At 66.1% G+C, this 20,904-nt stretch carries 19 protein-coding genes; 9 read left to right on the top strand and 10 right to left on the bottom strand.

What is annotated here, in order from left to right; genetic code table 11:
* The first annotated feature begins 6 nt into the window (after positions 1-6).
* The 4 genes from H7H34_RS07695 to H7H34_RS07680 all read left to right on the top strand — a co-directional run bounded on the left by H7H34_RS07695 (position 7) and on the right by H7H34_RS07680 (position 5,587).
* Complete coding sequence (locus tag H7H34_RS07695; protein ID WP_185924797.1) at positions 7-969, top strand: LysR family transcriptional regulator; 963 nt, start codon at positions 7-9, stop codon at positions 967-969.
* A gap of 25 nt (positions 970-994) precedes the next feature.
* A complete protein-coding gene (gene argE, locus H7H34_RS07690; protein WP_120269192.1) occupies positions 995-2,161 on the top strand; it encodes an acetylornithine deacetylase in 1,167 nt (388 codons plus the stop codon).
* A 40-nt stretch (positions 2,162-2,201) separates the two neighbouring features.
* Positions 2,202-3,161, top strand: coding sequence for a M14 family metallopeptidase (locus H7H34_RS07685; protein ID WP_185924796.1), 960 nt, complete (start codon positions 2,202-2,204; stop codon positions 3,159-3,161).
* Positions 3,162-3,400: 239 nt separating this feature from the next.
* Complete coding sequence (locus H7H34_RS07680; RefSeq protein ID WP_185924795.1) at positions 3,401-5,587, top strand: anthranilate synthase component I; 2,187 nt, start codon at positions 3,401-3,403, stop codon at positions 5,585-5,587.
* A gap of 50 nt (positions 5,588-5,637) precedes the next feature.
* On the opposite strand, the gene H7H34_RS07675 is transcribed toward H7H34_RS07680, so the two are convergent.
* Entirely contained in the window at positions 5,638-6,027 is a 390-nt protein-coding gene (locus tag H7H34_RS07675; protein WP_185924794.1) for a winged helix-turn-helix transcriptional regulator, read from the bottom strand.
* A 228-nt stretch (positions 6,028-6,255) separates the two neighbouring features.
* On the opposite strand from H7H34_RS07675, the gene gstA reads away from it, so the two are divergent.
* The 3 genes from gstA to H7H34_RS07660 all read left to right on the top strand — a co-directional run bounded on the left by gstA (position 6,256) and on the right by H7H34_RS07660 (position 7,593).
* Positions 6,256-6,870 carry a glutathione transferase GstA gene (gstA, locus tag H7H34_RS07670; protein ID WP_120269188.1) on the top strand — a complete coding sequence of 205 codons (615 nt, stop codon included), beginning with the start codon at positions 6,256-6,258 and terminating at the stop codon, positions 6,868-6,870.
* Positions 6,871-6,956: 86 nt separating this feature from the next.
* Positions 6,957-7,358 carry a nuclear transport factor 2 family protein gene (locus tag H7H34_RS07665; protein ID WP_185924793.1) on the top strand — a complete coding sequence of 134 codons (402 nt, stop codon included), beginning with the start codon at positions 6,957-6,959 and terminating at the stop codon, positions 7,356-7,358.
* A gap of 16 nt (positions 7,359-7,374) precedes the next feature.
* On the top strand, positions 7,375-7,593 hold the full coding sequence (locus tag H7H34_RS07660) for a tautomerase family protein (RefSeq protein ID WP_185924792.1): 219 nt from the start codon (positions 7,375-7,377) through the stop codon (positions 7,591-7,593).
* 15 nt (positions 7,594-7,608) lie between these two features.
* Here H7H34_RS07660 and H7H34_RS07655 read toward each other — a convergent pair whose 3' ends face one another.
* From H7H34_RS07655 to H7H34_RS07620, 8 genes are all read right to left on the bottom strand, one after another.
* Positions 7,609-9,615 (bottom strand): acyltransferase family protein, encoded by a 2,007-nt coding sequence (locus H7H34_RS07655; protein ID WP_185924791.1) that lies wholly within the window; start codon positions 9,613-9,615, stop codon positions 7,609-7,611.
* Positions 9,616-9,686: 71 nt separating this feature from the next.
* The gene (locus tag H7H34_RS07650; RefSeq protein ID WP_120269184.1) at positions 9,687-10,358 is read right to left on the bottom strand and encodes a nitroreductase; all 672 of its coding nucleotides are present in this window, start codon (positions 10,356-10,358) and stop codon (positions 9,687-9,689) included.
* Between the two features lie 94 nt (positions 10,359-10,452).
* Positions 10,453-10,902 carry a RidA family protein gene (locus H7H34_RS07645; RefSeq protein WP_083206363.1) on the bottom strand — a complete coding sequence of 150 codons (450 nt, stop codon included), beginning with the start codon at positions 10,900-10,902 and terminating at the stop codon, positions 10,453-10,455.
* 36 nt (positions 10,903-10,938) lie between these two features.
* Positions 10,939-12,591, bottom strand: coding sequence for a benzoate-CoA ligase family protein (locus tag H7H34_RS07640; protein WP_185924790.1), 1,653 nt, complete (start codon positions 12,589-12,591; stop codon positions 10,939-10,941).
* A 54-nt stretch (positions 12,592-12,645) separates the two neighbouring features.
* On the bottom strand, positions 12,646-13,845 hold the full coding sequence (locus H7H34_RS07635) for an acyl-CoA dehydrogenase family protein (RefSeq protein ID WP_185924789.1): 1,200 nt from the start codon (positions 13,843-13,845) through the stop codon (positions 12,646-12,648).
* A gap of 27 nt (positions 13,846-13,872) precedes the next feature.
* Complete coding sequence (locus H7H34_RS07630; protein WP_067222028.1) at positions 13,873-14,742, bottom strand: enoyl-CoA hydratase family protein; 870 nt, start codon at positions 14,740-14,742, stop codon at positions 13,873-13,875.
* Entirely contained in the window at positions 14,735-15,310 is a 576-nt protein-coding gene (locus tag H7H34_RS07625; protein WP_245165005.1) for a MarR family winged helix-turn-helix transcriptional regulator, read from the bottom strand. The genes H7H34_RS07630 and H7H34_RS07625 overlap by 8 nt, the downstream gene beginning before the upstream one ends.
* Positions 15,311-15,320: 10 nt before the next feature.
* Positions 15,321-16,094, bottom strand: a complete 774-nt coding sequence (locus tag H7H34_RS07620) for an SDR family NAD(P)-dependent oxidoreductase (RefSeq protein WP_185924788.1) — start codon at positions 16,092-16,094, stop codon at positions 15,321-15,323.
* 211 nt (positions 16,095-16,305) lie between these two features.
* Here H7H34_RS07620 and H7H34_RS07615 point away from each other — a divergent pair, with 211 nt between their 5' ends.
* The gene (locus tag H7H34_RS07615) at positions 16,306-18,645 is read left to right on the top strand and encodes a bifunctional salicylyl-CoA 5-hydroxylase/oxidoreductase (RefSeq protein ID WP_185924787.1); all 2,340 of its coding nucleotides are present in this window, start codon (positions 16,306-16,308) and stop codon (positions 18,643-18,645) included.
* Between the two features lie 134 nt (positions 18,646-18,779).
* On the top strand, positions 18,780-20,174 hold the full coding sequence (locus H7H34_RS23715; protein ID WP_185924786.1) for a DUF418 domain-containing protein: 1,395 nt from the start codon (positions 18,780-18,782) through the stop codon (positions 20,172-20,174).
* A gap of 13 nt (positions 20,175-20,187) precedes the next feature.
* On the opposite strand, the gene H7H34_RS07605 is transcribed toward H7H34_RS23715, so the two are convergent.
* Positions 20,188-20,571 (bottom strand): hypothetical protein, encoded by a 384-nt coding sequence (locus H7H34_RS07605; protein WP_147421874.1) that lies wholly within the window; start codon positions 20,569-20,571, stop codon positions 20,188-20,190.
* Between the last annotated feature and the right edge of the window lie 333 nt (positions 20,572-20,904).

Below are 20,904 nucleotides of genomic sequence, written 5' to 3'. Positions count from 1 at the left end.
ATTCCCATGACAAATACAGAGGTTACGGACGAGCCCCCTGCCCGACAAGCCGCAAACGGCCTCAACCGCAGCGGCCTGACGCTTCGGGAGCTGGAAGTGCTGCGGGCGGTCATCTCCGAAGGCAAGACGACGGCGGCGGCGCATCGGCTCGGGATCTCCCAGCCGGCGGTCAGCCGCGCCATCGCCCAGCTCGAGGCGCGGCTCAACCGTCAGCTCTTCCACCGCAACGGCAACAAGATCCTGCCGACCTCGGAAGGGCTCGCGTTCAACGAGCAGATCGAGCCGATCTTCGCCACGCTCGCGCGTCTCGATGCGGCGGAAACGGAAGATCTCAATGCCAAGCGGCTGCGCATCGCGGCGCCGCCGACCCATGCCCACAGGCTGATCACCAAGCTGCTTCCGGGCTTCCTGGCGGAGAACCCGGAAGCCTCCGTCCATCTGGAAATCGGCATGTCGACCTATGTGACGGCCGCCGTCGCCGACGAGAACGCCGACCTGGGCATCAGCGACGGGCGGGTGCGGCACGACGGGCTGAGGATGTATCCGTTCCGGCAGGCGATCGCCCATGCGGCGATCCCGGCCGATCACCGGCTTGCGGGCAAGGACGAAATTGTCCCCGAGGATCTGGCCGGCGAATCCTTCATCGCGCTGACCCGCCGCTTTCACCAGCGCAACGTCTACGACCGGATCTTCGCCGAGCGAGGCATCGAGCGGAAGATCCGGGCGGAAACGGCAACCAGCATCGCCATTTGCGAACTGGTGCGCGAGGGAATGGGAATCGGGCTGGTGAACCCGTTCCCGGTCAGCCTGCGCCCCCTGGAAGGCGTCGTCTTCCGCCGCTTCTCGCCGCGGGTCGACTACCTCACCCAGTTTTTCGTCCCTGCCGGGCGCGCCTCGCCGATCGCCCAGCGTTTCATCGAACACGCGCGCCGCACCGTCCCGGTCGACGCCTACTCGCATCCGGCCTGACCAGGCCGCAAGGAAAGGACACCGCATGCTCCAGCTTGCTGCCCCGCGTTCGGCCGGCATCCTGAAGGACCTCGTCGGCTTCGACACGACGAGCCGCAACTCCAACCTCGCGCTGATTGCCCATGTGGAGGCGTTCTTTGCCGCACGCGGGATCGCCACGACGCGCGTGCTGGACGAGACCGGCGAGAAGGCGAACCTGATCGCCACCATCGGACCGAAGGATGTTCCGGGCTACGTGTTGTCCGGTCACACGGACGTCGTGCCGGTCGACGGCCAGAACTGGACCAGCGACGCCTTCACGCTGACCGAACGCGACGGACTGCTCTACGGGCGCGGCTCCTGCGACATGAAGGGCTTTCTTGCCTGCTGCCTGGCCAAGGTCGACGACATGCTGGCCCGCGATCTCGCCAAGCCGATCCACTTCGCCTTCTCCTATGACGAGGAAGTGGGCTGCAAGGGCGTGCCGAGCCTCATCGAGCGGCTTGTCGAGACCGTCGCCCTGCCGGAGGCCTGCTTCGTCGGCGAGCCGACGGAAATGCAGGTGATCATCGGCCACAAGGCCAAGCGCTCGTACCGGGCCATCGTGACGGGTCGCACCTGCCACTCCTCGCTGGCCCCGCAGGGCGTCAACGCCATCGATCACGCCGCGCGGCTGATCCTCAAGGTCCGAGAGATGGGCATGGAGCTTGCGGATGGGCCGAGCGATCCGCTCTACGACGTGCCGGTGACGACGGCCCACACCGGCACGGTTTCGGGTGGCACGGCGCTCAACATCGTGCCGGACCATTGCGAATTCGCCTTCGAATTCCGGGTCCTGCCCGGCGAGGATGCCGACGCGCTGGTCGACGAGGTGATGCGCTTTGCCCGCGAGGAGATCGAGCCCGAGATGAAGGCGCGTGCGCCCGAAACCGGGATCGCCTTCGAACAGATCTCCAGCTTCCCCGGTCTCGACACCGCAGCCGATGCGGACGTAACCCGCCTCGCCAAGCGGCTGGCCGAGCGAAACGACCACGCCAAGGTGGCCTACGGCACCGAAGGCGGCCGGTTCGTCGAGATCGCCGCGATCCCGACCGTGGTGATCGGTCCCGGCTCCATCGAACAGGCCCACAAGGCGGACGAGTTCATCGCCGTCTCGGAACTCGTCAAGTGCGAGGCCTTCCTTGACCGGCTGATCGAGGAAGCCGCTCGCTGAACCGCAGTCTTCTGTCTCCACCTTCCCTGAGAGAAACGCCATGACCGCAACAACTCCGCCCGTCGAACTGTCGAAAACCGACATCACCCCCTACCGTGCCGGGAACACCGGCATCGAGGGCGTCACCACCTTCGACAGCGGCGTCGCCGGCCCGCATGTGGCCGTGACGGCCGTGGTGCATGGCAACGAATTGTGCGGTCCGATCGCGCTGGACTGGTTGTTCCGCATGGATGTCCGCCCCGTGCGGGGCAAGCTGTCCCTCGCCTTCATCAACCTGGATGCCTACGACCGCTTCGACCCGGCCGATCCCTTCTCCTCGCGCTGGGCGGACGAGGACATGAACCGCCTGTGGCAGCCGGAAACGCTGGGCGGGGGCGAGACCCTGGAGCGCAAGCGTGCCAAGGAACTGCGCCCCTTCATCGACGACGTCGACCTCTTACTCGACATCCACTCGATGCAGAGTGCAACCGCGCCGCTCTACATCGCCGGCCCGCTGGCCAAGGGGCGCGCGCTTGCCCGTGCCGTCGGAACGCCGGCACTGGTGGTCAGCGACGAGGGCCACGCGGCCGGAAAGCGGATGCGCGACTATGCCGGCTTCGGAGATCCGGCCAGCGACAAGAACGCGCTGCTGGTGGAATGCGGCCAGCACTGGGAGGACGCAAGCGCCGATGTGGCACTGGAGACCACTCTCCGCTTCCTGCAGGTGACCGGTGCAGTGGCCGAAAACGCCTTTGCCGACGAACTTGCGCGCTTCCCCGCCCCCGCGCCCCAGAGCTTCATCGAGATCATCGAGCCGGTGACGATCATGACCGACGCCTTCCGCTTCGTGGAGGACTATGTCGGTCAGGAGGTGATCGAGAAAGCCGGTACGGTGATTGCCCATGACGGCGACACGCCCGTGACCGTGCCGGAAGACCGCACGGTGCTGATCATGCCGAACCGGCGACCGGTGAAGGGCCAGACAGCTGTTCGTCTGGGGCGCTTCGTTGCCGGCACGTGAGGAGCCGGCCAGGTGACTTTCGCCGTTGCGGCGGAACCGCGCATGCGCTACTGACAAGAGCATGACGATGATGACGACGATCAACGGCTGGTGGTGGCGCTCCTGGTAACAGGCGGCGAACGACAGCGCGTGACGTAACGTCACTCGAGGAGTTTCACAAAGCCGCCGCGGGGTCCCGCCGGCGGCTTTGTCATGTCCGGCCGGGAGGATCGCGGCCAGCGGAGGCAGGGAAGACGGACATGCAGACAGGACGCGAAGAGACCTTCGTGACGAAGGGAAGCATCGGCATCAGCGTCGTGACGCGGGCAGCCGACTACGAGCAGGGCACCTCGCCCTGGATCGACCGGCTGGACGCCGAGCGCGGTGCGGTCTTCTCGTCTTCCTACGAATATCCCGGCCGCTATACCCGCTGGGACATGGCGCTGGTCAACCCGCCGCTGGTGCTGGAATCGCGCGGGTCCGACGTGCGTATCGAAGCGCTGAACGAGCGCGGGCAGCTGCTGCTGCCGGCCATCGAGCGCAGCCTTGCCGCGCACGAGGACGTAGAGGGGCTCGTGCGCGACGGCGGGATGCTCACCTTGAGGGTGCGCCCGGCAACCCGTGCATTTTCCGAGGAAGAGCGCTCGCGCCAACCTTCCGTGTTTTCGGTGATCCGGGCGATCAACGCGTTGTTTGCCTGCGACGATGGCCATCTCGGCCTCTACGGCGCCTTCGGCTACGACCTCGCCTTTCAGTTCGAGCCCATCGAACTGGTGCTAGCCCGCCCCGACGACCAGCGCGACGTGGTGCTTTATCTGCCCGACGAAATCCTCTTGGTCGACCACTACGGCCGCAAGGCGCATGTGCGCTGCTACGACTTCGAGGTGGATGGGGTCAGCACCGCCGACCTGCCGCGCGGCGGCAAGAAGGAGGCCTATAGTCCGGCCAACGAGGATCCCGGACGCGGCGACCATGTTCCCGGCGAATATGCAAAGCTGGTGGATGCCGCCAAGGACTACTTCCGGCGCGGCGACCTGTTCGAGACGGTTCCCGGCCAGGTGTTCTACGAGGCCTGCCCGGCGGCTCCCTCCGCCGTCAGCCGCCGACTGACGGAGATCAACCCGTCCCCGTACGGCTTCTTCATCAACCTGGGCAATGCCGAGTATCTCGTCGGCGCAAGCCCGGAGATGTATGTGCGCGTGTCCGGCGGACGGCGCGTGGAGACATGCCCGATCTCCGGCACCATCCGGCGCGGCCGCAATGCCATCGAGGACGAGGCACAGATCCGCAAGCTACTGAACTCGGCCAAGGACGAGGCCGAACTGACCATGTGCTCGGATGTCGACCGTAACGACAAGAGCCGCATATGCGTGCCGGGCTCCGTCCGGGTGATCGGACGGCGCCAGATCGAGATGTATTCCCGCCTGATCCATACGGTCGACCATATCGAGGGCATCCTGCGCGACGATCTGGACGCACTCGACGCATTCCTGTCGCACACATGGGCGGTGACGGTGACCGGCGCGCCGAAGCGGTGGGCGATGGAGTTCATCGAGCGTCACGAGAAGAGCCCGCGCGCCTGGTATGGCGGCGCCATCGGCGCGATCCTGTTCAACGGCGACATGAACACCGGCCTGACGCTGCGCACCGTGCGGATCAAGGACGGCGTCGCGCAGATCCGTGCCGGTGCGACGCTGCTCTACGACAGCGTGCCGGAGGAGGAAGAGGCCGAGACGGAGCTGAAGGCGGAGGCGATGCGCGCCGCCGTGCGCGAGGCCGGGCTTGCCCGCGAGCGCAAGCTCGATCCGATGGCCGCCCAGCCTGGCAAGGGACTGAAGATCCTGCTCGTCGACCACGAGGACAGCTTCGTCCACACGCTCGCCAACTACTTCCGCCAGACAGGCGCGGAGGTTGCGACCTACCGTTCTCCCGTGGCTGACAGCGTGTTTCACGATGTCGCGCCGGACCTGGTGGTGCTGTCGCCCGGTCCCGGCAGCCCGAAGGACTTCGACTGCGCGGCGACCATCGGCCGGGCACGAGCACGCGGGCTACCGATCTTCGGCGTCTGCCTCGGCCTGCAGGCGCTGACGGAGGCCTATGGCGGCGAACTCGCCCAGCTTGCCGTCCCCATGCACGGCAAGCCCTCGCCGGTCTCCTTCACCGAAGGTTCGATGCTCTTCGACGGGCTGGCCTCCCCGGTGACGGTCGGGCGCTATCACTCGCTGCACGCGCAGCGGGAGATGTTGCCGGCCGGCTTCCGGATCACATCGGAAACCGAGGACGGGGTGATCATGGCCATCGAGCATGAGAGCGAGCCGGTCGCGGCGGTGCAATTCCATCCCGAGTCGATCATGTCGCTCGATCAGGATGCCGGTCACCGCATCATCCAGAATGTGGTGACACGCCTTGCCCGGCAGACGCCGCAAGCGATGGCCGCCGCCAGCTGACCGGCGGCAGAGACCTTCAAGCGGGCGCGGCATCACCGCGCCCGTCGCCTTTATTCGGCGGCCTCGACCTCCGCCTGCTTGCCGAGACAGGTCTGCCGGTTGCGCACCTTCAGCTTGTGCGACACCTCGACAATGGCCCGGATCGCAGGCAGAAGCTCCGCCCCCAGATCGGTCAGCGAATATTCCACCGACGGCGGCGATGTCGGACGGACGGTGCGCGCGACCACGCCCTTCTTCTCCAGATCCCTGAGACGGACGGTCAGCACCTTTGCCGAGACGGCCGGAATGTCCAGCCGCAGCTCGGAGAACCGGCGCGGCCCTGCGGCCAGGCACCAGATGACGTTCGGTGTCCAGGCGCCCTTCAGGATCTCCATGCAATGACTGAGCGGGCACCCTTCCGGCGGCGGCGGGCTTTGGTTCTTTCGGATCTTAAGGGCCATGTCTGCCTTCCCGGATAAATAAGTTCCGACCTTCCCTCGCCCTCGACACACCGGAGTGCGGACCAAACGGGTTACCGGTCGGAAATCTCATTTTCCCGTAACACAAGGTTTGCAGGTTTACAAAGGTAACCAAAGCTTCCTAGATGCCGGTGACGCGGAAAACGACCGCAACAACTCGTCCCGATCCGGATGCAACCGGACGGTCGGACATACGGGAGCACTGACAGTATGAAGCTCTACTACAAGCCGGGCGCCTGCTCGCTCGCCACGCATATCGTCCTCAACGAGCTGGGCCTCTCGTTCGACGTCGAGAGCGTCGACACGGCTGCAAAGAAGACCGCCGGCGGGCGCGACTTCCTCGAGATCAACCCGGACGGTTATGTGCCCGCGCTGGAGCTGGACAATGGCAACGTGCTGACCGAAGGCGCCGCGATCCTGCAGTACCTGGCGGACCAGCACCCGGCATCCGAGCTGGCGCCGGCACCCGGTTCCTGGGAGCGCACGCAGTTGCACCAGCACCTGAATTTCATCTCCGCCGAGCTGCACAAGTCCTTCGGACCGCTGTTCCAGGGAGCGGAAGGTGCTGCGCGCGAGGCGGCGGTCGAGAAGGCACTCAAGCGGATTGCACATTTCGAGCCGATCTTTGCTGATGGCCGCTCCTACCTCATGGGCGAGACGTTCTCGGTGGCTGACGCCTATCTCTTCACCGTGCTGAACTGGACCGGCTTCGTCGGCATCTCGCTGGATGAATTCCCGAACGTGAAGGCCTTCCATGCCCGTGCCGGAGCCCGCGCGGCCACCCGCCACGCGCTGGAGCGCGAAGGCCTGCTCAAGGCGGCCTGAAGAAGCTGCTTCCTGCGTGAGATACGGAAACGGCGGGCGGGCAGTCCGTCCGCCGCTTCCGGCAAGGTCGCAACCGGAGCCTTCAAATGACATCCAGCGAAACGGCGGACTTCGCCGCGATCCTAGATCTATGCGGGCACTATCACGATGCCCTGCATCGCAGCGATGCGGAGCTGCTGGGTAGCCTGTTCCACGACAATGCCCTCTATGCGACGACGACCGACGGCGATATCCGCTTCTGGACCATGGACCACTATCTGCCGATCGTTGCCGACCGCCCCTCACCCGCCTCGCGCGGCGAGCCTGCGGACGGGGAAGTCGTATCGGTCACCTTCGCCGGCCGCCATGCGGCACTGGCTCAGGTGCGCAGCTCCATCGGCGAGCGCTTTTTCACCGACTTCCTGTCGCTGGTGAAGATCGATGGCCGCTGGCTGATCGCCGCCAAGGTGTTCGACTACACCACCCGGTCGCGCGACGCGGCGGCCTGACACCAACGAGGTTCCCATGCCCTACGTGAACATCAAGGTGACTCGCGAAGGTGTTACCCGCGAGCAGAAAGCCCGGTTGATCGCCGGTGTCAGCGACCTTCTGGTTGAGGTGCTCGACAAGGATCCTGCGACCACCTTCGTCGTGATCGACGAGGTCGAGCTGGAGAATTGGGGGATCGCCGGCGTGCAGACGGATGTCTTCCGCGCCCGCAAGAAAGCTGCCGCGGAGCAGTGACGACAGCTCGCGCCGCTAGTAGCGGCCGAGCAGCGGTGCCAGCGCCTCGACCAGGGCCGGCGAAAGCGTTTCGGCGCCGCGCACCGTCAGATGATTGGAATCGAAGTAGAGCGGCTCGCCCTCCGCGGCGATCCGGCAACCCTCACCGGCGCCGCATAGCGGGTCGATCGGATCGACCACACGCCAGTTGTGGCGCGTTGCAGTATGTTCCAGCGCGGCGCGCGTAGACTGCTGGCGAACCAGTGCAGCGCCACGCTTAGGCCCGACAGGCTCTGCAAAGCCGAAACGATCCGACACGGCGATTGCCGAGGGCACATTGATGCCCGGCTCAGGTACCGTGTGAACCAGGATCACCTGAATTGCTGCCTGAGCGAACCGAGCTGCGAGAGCCTCGGCCGCTTCCTCAAGCGCGTTCAAACGCGCAAGGCGCTGTGATTCCGAAAGGGGCGGTGCAAAGCGAAGGTCCACGCCCGTACCGCCCTCGGCGATGAGCGTCCAGCGAGCGGCAAGGATCACGGCATCGGGACGGGCGGTCACGATCTCGTCCAGTACCCGTGCCGTGAATTGCTGGCATGTCCCGTCCAGCTCGGAGCCCACGATACGCGGATCCACCAGCGGCGGGCAGCCGGCCTTGGCGACCAGAAGTCCGCCTGTGCCGAGTTCTGTCAGTGCGGCATCAACGCCCGGCGCCAGGGCGGCGGCGTGGGAATCGCCCCAAAGCACCACCTGGGCTCTCCCCTCATCCGACCCCAGGCGACAGACGCTGTCAGGCTGGCCGCGCTCGGCAAGAGTAAAGTCCTCCTCGCGCCAGCGGCTCATGCAGACGAGGCGGTCGCTGGCGCGCCATTCCTCGTTCACCGCCATCAGCCCGGCCACATGCGGCGGGATGCGCTGCGGCAAACCGTCGGTCGCCTCCACCACCGCTGTGATCGCCAGCGTTGACAGCGAGAGGCCGGCGAAAAGTCCGAAGGCGCGTAGCGCCCCCTTGTGCCGCCAGCCCCGGACAGGCTGTTCGACAAAGCGCCAGGTCGCTGCCGAAAGAGCCGCCATCAACAGGACAAGGGAGACCGTTGTTGCCGGCGCAGCGGGGTCAAAGCCCAGAGTGCGGGCGAAGGCGATCACCGGCCAGTGCCAGAGGTAGAGGGAATAGGAGACAAGGCCGATACCAATGCAGACCGGCCAGCGCAGGACGGAGGTGATGCGCGGCTCGGCGCCCTTTCCAGACAGGATGACCAGCCCGGCCCCGACACACGGCAATAGCGCCCAGCCGCCGGGATACGCCAATCCGTCCGACAGAAGAACGAAGGAGGCAGCGATCAGCGCAAGCCCAAGGCCTCCGGCGACTTCTCGAGCGGCGGGTGAAAGCCCGGCACCTGCCCCCGATACCGCGAGCAGCGCGCCGATCATCAGCTCGAAGGCGCGCGTGTGAGGCATGAAGAAGCCCGCCCGCGGCGCCAGTACGGCCATGGCGATGCTGGCGGCGAGCGAAACGGCGCCCAGCACCAGAACCAGCAACAGAGCCTTGCGTGCGGACGCACCGGCAAAGCGCACGAGCAGCATCAGAAGCAGCGGGAAGACGACGTAAAACTGTTCCTCGACCGCCAGCGACCAGAGATGCAGCAGGTGATCCTGCTCAGAGGCCTGGTCGAAATAGTCGATCCGCTGAGCGAACCAGAAGTTAGCTGCAAAGAGCACGGATGCCCGCGCCGACATGGAGAAGGCGTCGAACTCCACCGGCATCAGCACGACAGCCCCAACGAGAAAGCTTGCGGCAAGCACCAGATAATAGGCCGGCACGATGCGCAGAATACGTCGCTGGTAGAAGGTCTTGAGCGTGAAACGTCCGGCAGCAAGTTCCGACCAGACGATGCCGGTGATCAGGTAACCCGAGATGACGAAGAAGATATCGACGCCGGCAAAGCCGCCGGGCAGCCAGTCCGCATTGAGGTGGAACACCACCACCGACAGGACGGCCACGGCGCGAAGGCCATCAATATCCGGTCGGTAGGCAGCAGGTGTCACGGCGGCGGACGCGTCCCGTTCGTTGGTCCGGCTGTCTATTTCACATGGAGCAAGACAGCACAAGCACGCGCTCAGAATCCCCTGAAGCTTGCGATGTCATAGAGCGGAACGCGCTCGCTCCTCCAACGGTTGACCGGCGCATCCGCATCCGCATGCCCAAGCGCGATAGCGCAGAACAACATGTGTTCCGGGTCGGGCCGCAGATGGCGCGCCAACAGCCCGTGCCACTGTGCCCAGGCTTCCTGGGCACAGGTATGCAGCCCGTGCGCGCGAGCGGCCAGCATCACCGACTGCAGGAACATGCCGCAGTCGGCCCATTGCGGCGGGCCCATCGAGCGGTCGAGATAGACGAAAAGACCGACAGGTGCACCGAAGAGGCGGAAATTCTGGCGGAACTGGCGGCCGCGGCCCGCCTTGTCCTCGCGGGACACGCCGAGCGCCGCATAGAGCGCTTCCCCTGCACCGAACCTGCGGGAAGCGTAGGGTTCCTTCAGGTCCGCCGGATAGATGCGATACTCCGGCGTCTCGCCGCGCGGCATCTCCTGCATCGTCGCCTCGACGTCGGCCAGAAGCTCGGCCAGGGGAGCACCGGTCAGCGCATGGATATGCCAGGGCTGAAGATTGCCGCCCGACGGCGCGCGTCCGGCGGCAACAAGGATCTCCCGAACGGTACCCTCCGGCACCGGATCGGGGCGGAAGGCACGGCAGGAATAGCGGCTGTCGAGCGCGTCGAGAACATTCATCGCAAGGTGCGTCCGGCGGCAGGGTGGCGAAGGAGGGCCACCCTGCCCTTGCCGTACGATGCAATCAAGAGGTCTTGCGGAACGGCGGGGCCGCTCACACCGGTACGATCGCCGTTCCCTCGATCTCGACCTTCGCCTCCGGCTCTACCAGCGCGACCACCTGCACCACGGCCATGGCCGGATAGTTGCGACCCATGACCGCGCGGTAGACCGGGCCGAGTTCCTTCAGGCATTCCCGGTAGGCATCGATGTCCGTGACGTACCAGGTCAGCCGGGCGATGTGCTCCGGACCACCGCCCGCCGCGCCCACGACCGCTACGACGTTTTCAAGCGTCTGGCGGATCTGGCCGAGGAAGTCGGGTGGGAAGACGCCATCCGGTGTCCAGCCAATCTGGCCGCCGGTCAGCACCATCCGCCCCTCGCCGGCCATGCCGTTGGCATAGCCTCTCGGGGTCGGCCAACCTTCCGGCTGCAGGGCCGCGAGCGGCGAAGGAACGGAGGCACGCGCAGGCATCGCGGCGGCGGTGTCGGCTGTCTTGCTCATTGGGTCTTCCAGGTCCCGATCTTCAATTGTTCGCGTTCACGACGCGGCGGATCTTGCGGCCGGCGGTTCGCCCTCTCCAGCCGCCAGCTCGCGCAGCGCGAAACGCTGCAGCTTGCCGGTTTCGGTCCGCGGCAGCGCAGTGACGAATTCGATGGCGCGCGGATACTTGTACGGAGCGAGCTCCGCCTTGATGTAGTCCTGCAGCGTCTTGACCAGGGCTGCATCACCGGTGACGCCCGGCTTCAGCACCACATAGGCCTTGACGATACGGCCACGATCCGGGTCCGGGGCGCCCACGACACCGCATTCGGCAACTGCCGGGTGGGCGAGCATCGTGCCTTCCACCTCCGGGCCGGCGATGTTGTAGCCTGCCGATACGATCATGTCGTCGGAGCGGGCCTGGTACCAGAAGTAGCCGTCGGCATCGCGGATGTAGGTATCGCCCGTCACGTTCCAGCCGTCGATCACATAGGCGGTCTGGCGGTCGTCGGCGAGATAGCGGCAACCGGTAGGCCCGCGCACGGCGAGCCGCCCGGGCATGCCGTCCGACACCTCCTTGCCGTCGGCACCGATGACTTTCGCCTCATAGCCGGGCACGGGCTTGCCGGTTGCTCCTGGGCGCACCTCGTCCTCGCGCGCGGCAATGAAGATGTGCAGCATCTCAGTCGCGCCGATGCCATCGAGAATGCGGATGCCGGTCGCCGCCTGCCAGTCGTCCCAGGTCGCCTTGGGGAGCGCCTCTCCGGCCGACACGCATTTGCGCAAGGAGGAAAGATCCGCATCGCCCTTCTTGGCAAGGATCGCGCGATAGGCGGTCGGTGCGGTGAACATCACCGTCGGACGCATCTCCGGGATCGCCTTCAGCAGATCGTCGGGGCCGGCCCGCTCCAGCAGGATGGCCGTCGCGCCGACGCGGAAGGGAAACAGGACCAGGCCGCCGAGGCCGAAGGTGAAGGCGAGCGGCGGCGAGCCGATGAACACGTCGCTTTCCTGCGGGCGCAGCACTTCGCGCGAATAGCAGTCGCAGATCGCCAGCATGTCGCGGTGGAAGTGCATCGTCGCCTTCGGGACGCCGGTCGTGCCGGAGGTGAAGCCGAGCAGGCAGACATCATCCGAGGCAGTGTCGCAGGCCGTGAAGTCCGGCGAGGCGGCTTCCATGCGGCGCTCCAGCGAGCCTTCGTCGCCGCTGCCGGCATAAAGGATCGTCGTCAGCCGGTCGGTGCGGCCGCGGGTCAGCTCCATCTCTTCGGCAAGGCGATGGTCGCAGACGGCGAACGACAGCTCGGCCTTGTCCACGATGACCGCCAGCTCCTTGGCGCGCAGCAGCGGCATGGTGGCGACGACAATGCCGCCAGCCTTCAGGATCGCGAAGTAGACCGCCGTCATCATCGGCGTATTGGGAAAGCGCAGGAGCACGCGGTTGCCCGGCTGCAGGCCGAAATCGGCCACCAGCACATTGGCGATCCGGTTCACCTTTTCGGCGAGTTCGCCGTAGGTCCAGCGCTCGGTCGGGGAAACAAGCGCCAGCTTGTCGCCGCGGCCTTCCGCAACGTTCTTGTCGATCAGCTCGACTGCACAGTTCATCCGCTCGGGATAGCCGAGCTTCTCCAGATTGATGAAATCGGGCCAGAGCTCACGCGGTGGCAGATTGTCCGCCGCGAAGGTGTCGGTGTGGGCTGAGCGGGCCATTCGGCACTCCTGTGGAAGGTTGGGGCGGCCGGTTTCCGGCGCGTTTTATGGTCGTCATTCGGCCGCTGCCGCGGAGGAGCGGCGAGCGGCATGGTCGGCGATCGCCTGACGCGCGATCACGATCTTCTGGATTTCGGTTGCACCCTCGTAGATGCGCAATGCGCGGACATCGCGGTAGAGTTCTTCCATCTTGCAGCCGACGCGCACGCCGTGGCCGCCATGGAGCTGGACCGCGCGGTCCACCACCTTCTGGGCATTCTCGGTCGCCACCATCTTGGCCAGCGCCGCTTCGCGGGTCACACGCGGCGCGCCCATATCCTTGGTCCAGGCGGCGCGATAGACCAGCAGCGCGGCGGCATCGACGTCGGCGACCATGTCGGCGAGCGCGCCTTGGGTCAGCTGCAGATCGGCCAGCGGCGCCCCGAAGAGCTGACGGCTGGTGGTGTGCTCCAGCGTGTCGGCCAGTGCCCGTCGCGCAAAGCCGAGCGCGGCTGCGCCAACGGTCGAGCGGAAGATGTCGAGCGTGGCCATCGCGACCTTGAAACCCTCGCCCGGCCGGCCGAGACGCGCCGAAAGCGGCACGCGAACGCCATCGAAGGACAGGGTCGCCAGCGGATGCGGCGCCACGGTGTCGATGCGCTCCTTGACCGAGAACCCGGCCGCATCGGCATCCACCACGAAGGCCGACAGTCCACGGGCGCCCGGCGCCTCGCCGGTGCGGGCGAAAACCACATAGTGATCGGCGATGCCGCCGTTCGAGATCCATGTCTTCTCGCCGGTGATGCGGACATGATCCGGCCCGTCGGCCTCCACGACGGTGGCGAGGGCCGCCACATCCGACCCGGCCTCGGGTTCGGACAGGGCAAATGCCGCGATCTTCTCGCCGCGCATGACCGGCGGCAGGTAGCGGTCCTTCAGCTCGTCGGAGCCGGCAAGCGTGATCGAACCCGTACCGAGCCCCTGCATGGCGAAGGCGAAATCGGCGAGGCCGTTGTAGCGGGCCAGCGTTTCCCGGGCGATGCACAGGCTGCGGACGTCCAGCCGCTCATGCAGGCCGCCATGGGACGCTGGCACCGCGGCGCGCAGCAGACCGGCTCTTCCGAGCGCGGCGACCAGCCGGCGGCAGGATCCGTCGACGTCGTGGTGATCGGCAAGGCCGGCAACCTCAGCCGCGGCGAAGGCCTCCACACGTGCGGCGAAGGCCCGATGCCCATCGTCGAAAAACGGCCAGTCGAGAAAGCTCAGGTCGGTCATCGGATCCTCCTCCTCAACGACGGCGCGTCAATTACCCTCGAAGACAGGCTTCTGCTTCGCGGCAAAGGCCTCGAAGGCGCGGCGGTAGTCCTCGGTCTTCATGCAGACCGCCTGTGCCAGCGCCTCGGCCTCGATGGCCTGGTCGACCGACATGTCCCACTCCATGTGAAGCATGCGCTTGGTCATGGCGTTGGCGAACGTCGGGCCGGCGGACAGGCTGTCGGCCAGCGTCTTTGCCTCCTCGAGCACGGCTTCGGGCGCCGCCAGTCGGTTGAAGAAGCCCCAGCGTTCGGCCTCCTCGCCGCTCATGACGCGACCGGTGTAAAGAAGCTCCGAGGCACGTCCCTGCCCGATGATCCTCGGCAGGATGGCGCAGGCGCCCATGTCGCAGCCGGCAAGGCCCACGCGGTTGAACAGGAACGCGACCTTGGCACCCGCCGTGCCGACGCGCAGGTCCGATGCCATGGCAACGATGGCCCCAGCGCCGACGCAGATGCCGTCGATGGCCGCAACGATCGGCTGCGGGCACGCACGCATCGCCTTGACCAGTTCGCCGGTCATGCGGGTGAACTGCAGCAGCCCCGGCATGTCGCGCGAAAGGAGCGGCTCGATGATCTCGAAGACGTCGCCGCCCGAGCAGAAATTGCCGCCGGCGCCGGTCACGACCACCGTCTTCACTTCCTCGTCGAACTGCAGGGCGCGGAACAGGTCGCGCAGCTCCGCATAGGAATGGAAGGTGAGCGGGTTCTTGCGCTCCGGCCGGTTCAGCGTGATCACCGCCGTCTTGCCGTCCACGTCCAGACGGAAATGGGTCGGCCGATACTCCCGCACGGGTAGCGTGATCGAATAGGTCTCCTGCGCGCCAGCGGGCGGGGCGGAAACGGCGGCATCAGCCATTGGACGGCTCCTTGTCGGTGGAAGTCGTTGTGCGTGTCGGGTCGGCAGCGGTGCGTGCCGATGTCTTCGCCCGTCCCAACAGGCGCATCAGGTCGTCGATGTCGGCATCGGAAAGGTCCGCGAAAAGATCGCCGATCCAGTCGCCATGGGCATGCGCCATCGCCTCGAAGCCGGAGCGCCCTTCCGGCGTAAGACTGACGAGGGCCGAGCGTCGGTCGCCCGGCGCGGGGCGCCGCTCGACAAGCCCATCCTGGACGAGACGCTCGACAAGGCCGGTGACATTGCCGGCCGAGACCATCATGCGCCGGGACAGGTCGCCGAGGGTCAGCCCGCCGGGCGCCTTTTCCAGCTGCGCCATCAGGTCGAAACGCGGCAGCGTCACATCGAACTCGCCGCGCAACCGCGAGCGGATCTCGCTTTCGATCAGGTTCGTCAGGGTCAGCAGGCGCAGCCAGAGCCGCAGCTCCGCGCGATGATCGTCGCCATGCACGCGAGTTTCCGCGTCGAGCAGGATCGCGGCAGTGTTCGCTTCACCGCCCGTCATGCCGCCATTTCCGGTCTCATCCATCGGCCCGCCCTCACATCACCTCACCGCCGGCGACCGCAATCGCCTGCCCCGTCACCGAGCGGGCGGCGTCTCCCGCAAGCCAGGCGACCGTATCTGCCACCTCATCGGGATCGATCAGCCGCTTCTGCGGGTTATCGCGCACCATGTCCGCGATGATGTCCGCCTCTTCGCGGCCCGTCTTCTCGCGGATCTTCGCAACGCTCTCGCGCACCAGATCGGTATCGGCGAACCCGGGACAGACCGCATTGACGGTCACGCCGGTCTCGGCTGTTTCGAGTGCCAGAGAGCGCGTCAGGCCGATCACCGCATGCTTGGCGGCCACATAGGCCGAAACATAGCGGTAGCCCTTGAGCCCGGCGGTGGAGGCGACGTTGACGATGCGCCCCTCGCCAGCCTCGATCATGTCCGGAAGCACGGCATGGCAGGCGTTCACGATGCTCATCAGATTGACGGAGAACATCCGTTCGAAGCGCTCGGGCGACGTCTTGAGAAAGGGCGCGCTCTCGGCCTGGCCGGCATTGTTGACGAGGATGGCAATCCGGCCGTGCTCGGCGGCGGCCTTGCGGAGCACCTCGGTCAGGGCGTCGCGGTCGGTGACATCTGCGGCAGCAAAGCCCGCTGCCCCGATCTCGCGCGCGGTCTCTGCCGCCCGCTCGGCGTTCCGACCGAGGATGGTGACGGTCGCTCCGCCAGCGATCAGCCGGCGGGCGATGGCAAGCCCGATACCGCGCGTTCCCCCGGTTACCAGGGCGTGACGGCCGTGAAACGGAGCCTCTTTCGCCATGCCTCTCCCCGAAATTTTCCGGTCGTTGCCGCACCACCAGAACGACGTTGCGTCCCGAATTATTTTAAGCTTAAAATATCTGCGAGGGGGACGCAAGCGCATCCATGCGGCGACCCGATACCGGCAGCACGCTGGCCCGACGGGAGGCCAGCGGAGATCCAGCCGGCGGCGATGTCCCGCAAACCGAGAACGGACAGGGAAGGATCTGGTCATGCGTATCGAGGTCATCGGCGGCGGCCCGGCAGGGCTCTATTTCGCGATCCTCATGAAGAAGGCGCGCCCGTCGGCCCGCATCACCGTGCATGAACGCAACCGGGCGGACGACACGTTCGGCTTCGGCGTGGTGTTTTCCGACCAGACGCTGGAAACCTTCGAGAAATACGACCGCGAGAGCTATCGCGCCATCACCGAGAACTTCGCCTATTGGGACGACATCGCGATCCACTACAAGGACGCGAGCTTCCGTGTCGGCGGCAACGGTTTCTGCGGCTGCTCCCGCCGTACGCTGCTGCTGCTCCTGCAGGAGCGCGCCCGCGAACTGGGTGTGGAGATGCACTTCCAGGCGGACGTGCCGGGTATCGAACAGTTCCCCGACGCCGACCTGATCGTCGCAGCCGACGGCATCAATTCGGCGGTGCGCGAGGCGCATCGGGACCACTTCCGCCCGTCCGTCGACATGCGCCCGAACAAGTTCACATGGATGGGCTCCACCAAGCCGCTCGACGCCTTCACCTTCTACTTCAAGGAAACCGAGCACGGCATCTTCATCGCTCACACCTACCAGTATGAGCCGGGCCGCTCGACCTGGGTCCTGGAGACCGATCCGGAGACCTTCGAGAAGGCCGGCATCGGTGCGATGTCGGAGCAGGAATCCGCCGACTTCCTGGAAGGCGTGTTCGCGGAGGAGCTCGACGGCCACAAGCTGCTGATCAACCGCTCGATGTGGCGCAACTTCCCGATGATCCGCAACGCCCGCACGACGATGGGCAATGTGGTGCTGCTGGGCGACGCCAAGTCGACGGCCCACTTCTCCATCGGGTCCGGCACCAAGCTGGCCATGGAGGACGCCATCGCGCTCTACGAGAGCGTCATGCGCAAGCCGAGCATTGCCGACGCTCTTGCCGATTTCGAGGAAACGCGCCGCGAAGAGGTGGAGAAGACCCAGCACGCGGCGGACGTGTCGCTGGTGTGGTTCGAGCACGTGAAGCGCTACTGGCACATGGATCCGGTCACCTTCGCCTTCGGCGTGATGACCCGTTCCAAGGCGATCACCTACGACAATCTGGAGCTGCGCGCGCCCGACTTCGTGGCAGCCGCGACCCGCGCCTTTGCCGAGAAGGTCAAGGCGTCCGGTCTCGACGTCGACACGCAGGACCCGACGGTGCCCGCCTTCCAGCCGCTGCGGCTGCGTGAGATGCAGGTCTCGAACCGCTTCGTCGTCTCGCCGATGTGCATGTATTCCGCCGTCGACGGCATGCCGCAGGACTTCCACCTTGTCCACTATGGCTCGCGCGCCATGGGCGGCGCAGGTCTGGTCTTCACGGAGATGACCTGCGTTTCGCCGACCGCCCGCATCACCCCGGGCTGCGCAGGCCTATGGACCGACGAGCAGCAGGCAGCCTGGACGCGCATCGTCGATTTCGTCCACGGACAGTCCGAGGCAAAGATCTGTCTGCAGCTCGGCCATGCCGGACGCAAGGGCGCCTCGAAGCTGATGTGGGAGGGCATGGACCGTCCGCTTCCCGAAGCCGAGGCATGGCCGATCCTGTCGGCGTCCGCCCTGCCCTACTATCCGGAGAGCCAGACGCCAAAGGCGATGGACCGGGCGGACATGGATGCGGTGAAGGCGGATTTCGTCGCCGCCGTCGAACGGGCGATCGCCTGCGGCTTCGACATGATCGAGCTGCACTGCGCCCACGGCTACCTGCTGGCCAGCTTCCTGTCGCCGGTCACAAACCAGCGTGACGACGAGTATGGCGGCTCCATCGAGAACCGCCTGCGCTATCCGCTGGAGGTGTTCGAGGCGATGCGGGCGGCTTGGCCGAAGGACAAGCCGATGTCGGTCCGCGTTTCAGCGACGGACTGGATCGAGGGCGGCATCACCGGCGACGACAGCGTGGTGATCGCCCGCGCCTTCGCGCAGGCCGGGGCAGACCTCATCGACGTCTCCACCGGACAAACCAGCCCGGCCAGTTCGCCGGTCTACGGCCGCATGTTCCAGACCTCCTTTGCAGACCAGATCCGCAACGAGGCCGATATTGCCACGATGGCAGTCGGCGCCATCACCTCGGCGGACCAGGCCAACACGATCCTGGCGGCAGGACGCGCCGACCTGATCGCGCTGGGGCGTCCGCATCTGGCGGATCCGGCTTTCACGCTCCGCGCGGCCGGCGACTACGGCGCCGGCGATATTTTCGCGCCGAAGCAGTACCAGCCGGGCAAGTTCCAACTGCTGCGCAATGCCGAGCGCGCTCGCGAGGAATTGAAGGAGCTGAAGCTCAAGGCCAAGCCGAAGACGCACAACCCGGCCTACCGCGAAGCCGCGGAATAGACCCGGAAAACCGGCGAAACGGCAAGGGGCGCGACCTGCGGCAGCAGGCCGCGCCCTTTGCAATCGCGCTTGTGCGACTCGACGCTCGAGAGTAAGCATTCGCGCGAGTTTTCACCTTTTCCGGACATCAGAACGTGGATCAAAGCATCCGTCGGACCAGCGCCGACTCGCTCGCCAGCGCGAACGGGTCGAGCCGCCTGGTCGTGCTGGACGCCCTGCGCGGCCTTGCGGCCCTCGGCATCCTGTGGCGCAACATCTTCGTCTTCGGCATGCCGGCGGTCGCGTTCTCCCTCCCTGAGGAATGGGGCGAGGCCGTCGTCTCGAACGTCGCCTCCTGGCTGTTCGTGGTCATCTTCGTAGATGGCACGATGCGCGGGCTGTTCTCGCTGATCTTCGGCGCGACCGCGATCCTGCTGATGGAACGGCACGCCCGAAACCCGGGCGGCCTGGCTGCGGCGGACCTCTACTTCCGCCGGCTGATGTGGCTGATCGTGTTCGGCATCGTCCACGGATACCTGCTGCTGTGGCCGCATGACGTGCTCTACGTCTACGGCCTCCTCGGCATGTTCCTGTTCGTCTTTCGCAACCTGTCGGGCCGCAAGCTACTGGCGATCGGACTGGTGATCTTCGCCATCTCCTCGTTCAAGGACGGAACCGGCCTGTCGCTGGACCAGATCTCGAGCGACGCATTCGAGGCCGCCCAGAGCGAACAAGTGCAACCGGGCGACGGAATCGACACGCAGCCGGCGGAGGCCACTCAGCCTCCCCTCGCCCAGCCGCAGGACGACAGCACCCAGCCAGATACCGAACAGCAGGAGAGCGACGACGAGGCCGCCATGTTCGAGGAGCTGGAGCGCATGGCTCTGGCGGAGATGGACGAACGCCTCGCCGGCTATACCGATGTGGTGCGAAACCTTGCCCCCGAAACCTTCCAGGAGCAGACAACGCTGTTCTTCACGGACCACATCCTCGATGTCGGCGCGATGATGTTCTTCGGCATGGCCCTCTATCGCCTGGGAGCCTTTTCGGGCAGCTGGAGCACCGGGCAGTATGCCGCGATGGCGCTCGTCGGACTGTCGGGCGGTATCTTCCTCGGCTTCCTGGTGCACGGCACCAACGCGATCCCGGGCTTCGAGAGCTGGTCGCTCGGGTCATGGGATGCCTATTTCTACAATCTTCGCCGACTGTTGATCGGTCTGGGCCTGATCGGTCTGGCCAACCTCCTGGCGCGCGGGAGCGCAGGGCGGATCCTGCTCGCGCCGTTCGTAGCGGTCGGCAAGATCCCCCTTACCGTCTATATCGGCCAGACGGTGATCTGCGGCATCGTGTTCTACGGCTTCGGTTTCGGGCTGTTCGGATCGATGGAGCACCATCAGCTTCTGTTGGCGGCGTTCGCAATCAACGTCGCCCAGATCCTCTTCGCCCTCGCCTGGCAGCGCACGGGGCGCCAGGGACCGCTGGAATGGCTTCTGCGCTGGCTGGTGCAGCAAGGACCGCAGGCGCCCATGGACGGCAACCGGAAAGCCTGAGGCGGGTCGGCCGTCAGTCGCAATCCCGGCGCGAGGAAACGCCGACGCCGCCCTGCTGCCCGCTTCCCACAACGACACCCGTCGACCGGCAGCGCTCCCGGCGGGTCAGCGGGCGCGGCTTGCCCGCCATGCAGGCGGCATAAGCCCTGTCGAAGGCGGCCTGCCAAGCCTGCTCGTCCACCCGGCCGAGCCCCTCGAGCGCGGCAATTCCGCCGCCGGTACGTGCGCCGCGCGCAGCACCTCCCGGACTCCAGCCCGTCCCGAAACGGTCGCGCCCGGCCAAGCCTCCGATGATTGCTCCATCGATGCCGGCAGCTGCAACATCGCCCGCATCCGGGCCTCGCGGTGTGTCCTGGTCGGCAAAGTCGGCGGCCATGTCGGCGCAGGCTTGCGACATGGCCGGATCAACCGGCTCCGGGCCGGAATCAGCATGTGCGGCCGGCGGCATCGCCAGCACACATGCGAGCGCGCCGGCAAGTGCCGCAGCACTCGCAGATGCTCTCCCCTTCCCGTGCCAAGCCACCCTCATTGCCACCCTTTCGGCCGTTTGCCCCAGATGCTCTCGCACGATGCACACCTGAAAACCCTTGGAGCCTATTCGGTTTCCGCTTTCCGCATGCTTAACTTGCTGGTCTGTGCATGACGGGGCTTCACAGAGGAAATATTTTAGGCTTAAAATATTTCCAGACCGCCGGGAGAGCGGGTGCGGCCAAACAGCCGCGATAACGAC

Source organism: Stappia sp. 28M-7 (genome assembly GCF_014252955.1).
GTDB lineage: Bacteria > Pseudomonadota > Alphaproteobacteria > Rhizobiales > Stappiaceae > Stappia.
Note: the sequence above shows the minus strand (reverse complement) of the source record. Positions and strands in the feature narration are given on the sequence as shown.

Bases quoted from the DNA above. Each gene is read 5' to 3' on its own strand.
- H7H34_RS07695 (WP_185924797.1), top strand. From the start codon at position 7: ATGACAAATACAGAGGTTACGGACGAGCCCCCTGCCCGACAAGCCGCA.
- argE (WP_120269192.1), top strand. From the start codon at position 995: ATGCTCCAGCTTGCTGCCCCGCGTTCGGCCGGCATCCTGAAGGACCTC.
- H7H34_RS07685 (WP_185924796.1), top strand. From the start codon at position 2,202: ATGACCGCAACAACTCCGCCCGTCGAACTGTCGAAAACCGACATCACC.
- H7H34_RS07680 (WP_185924795.1), top strand. From the start codon at position 3,401: ATGCAGACAGGACGCGAAGAGACCTTCGTGACGAAGGGAAGCATCGGC.
- H7H34_RS07675 (WP_185924794.1), bottom strand. From the start codon at position 6,027: ATGGCCCTTAAGATCCGAAAGAACCAAAGCCCGCCGCCGCCGGAAGGG.
- gstA (WP_120269188.1), top strand. From the start codon at position 6,256: ATGAAGCTCTACTACAAGCCGGGCGCCTGCTCGCTCGCCACGCATATC.
- H7H34_RS07665 (WP_185924793.1), top strand. From the start codon at position 6,957: ATGACATCCAGCGAAACGGCGGACTTCGCCGCGATCCTAGATCTATGC.
- H7H34_RS07660 (WP_185924792.1), top strand. From the start codon at position 7,375: ATGCCCTACGTGAACATCAAGGTGACTCGCGAAGGTGTTACCCGCGAG.
- H7H34_RS07650 (WP_120269184.1), bottom strand. From the start codon at position 10,358: ATGAATGTTCTCGACGCGCTCGACAGCCGCTATTCCTGCCGTGCCTTC.
- H7H34_RS07645 (WP_083206363.1), bottom strand. From the start codon at position 10,902: ATGAGCAAGACAGCCGACACCGCCGCCGCGATGCCTGCGCGTGCCTCC.
- H7H34_RS07640 (WP_185924790.1), bottom strand. From the start codon at position 12,591: ATGGCCCGCTCAGCCCACACCGACACCTTCGCGGCGGACAATCTGCCA.
- H7H34_RS07635 (WP_185924789.1), bottom strand. From the start codon at position 13,845: ATGACCGACCTGAGCTTTCTCGACTGGCCGTTTTTCGACGATGGGCAT.
- H7H34_RS07630 (WP_067222028.1), bottom strand. From the start codon at position 14,742: ATGGCTGATGCCGCCGTTTCCGCCCCGCCCGCTGGCGCGCAGGAGACC.
- H7H34_RS07625 (WP_245165005.1), bottom strand. From the start codon at position 15,310: ATGGATGAGACCGGAAATGGCGGCATGACGGGCGGTGAAGCGAACACT.
- H7H34_RS07620 (WP_185924788.1), bottom strand. From the start codon at position 16,094: ATGGCGAAAGAGGCTCCGTTTCACGGCCGTCACGCCCTGGTAACCGGG.
- H7H34_RS07615 (WP_185924787.1), top strand. From the start codon at position 16,306: ATGCGTATCGAGGTCATCGGCGGCGGCCCGGCAGGGCTCTATTTCGCG.
- H7H34_RS07605 (WP_147421874.1), bottom strand. From the start codon at position 20,571: ATGTCGCAAGCCTGCGCCGACATGGCCGCCGACTTTGCCGACCAGGAC.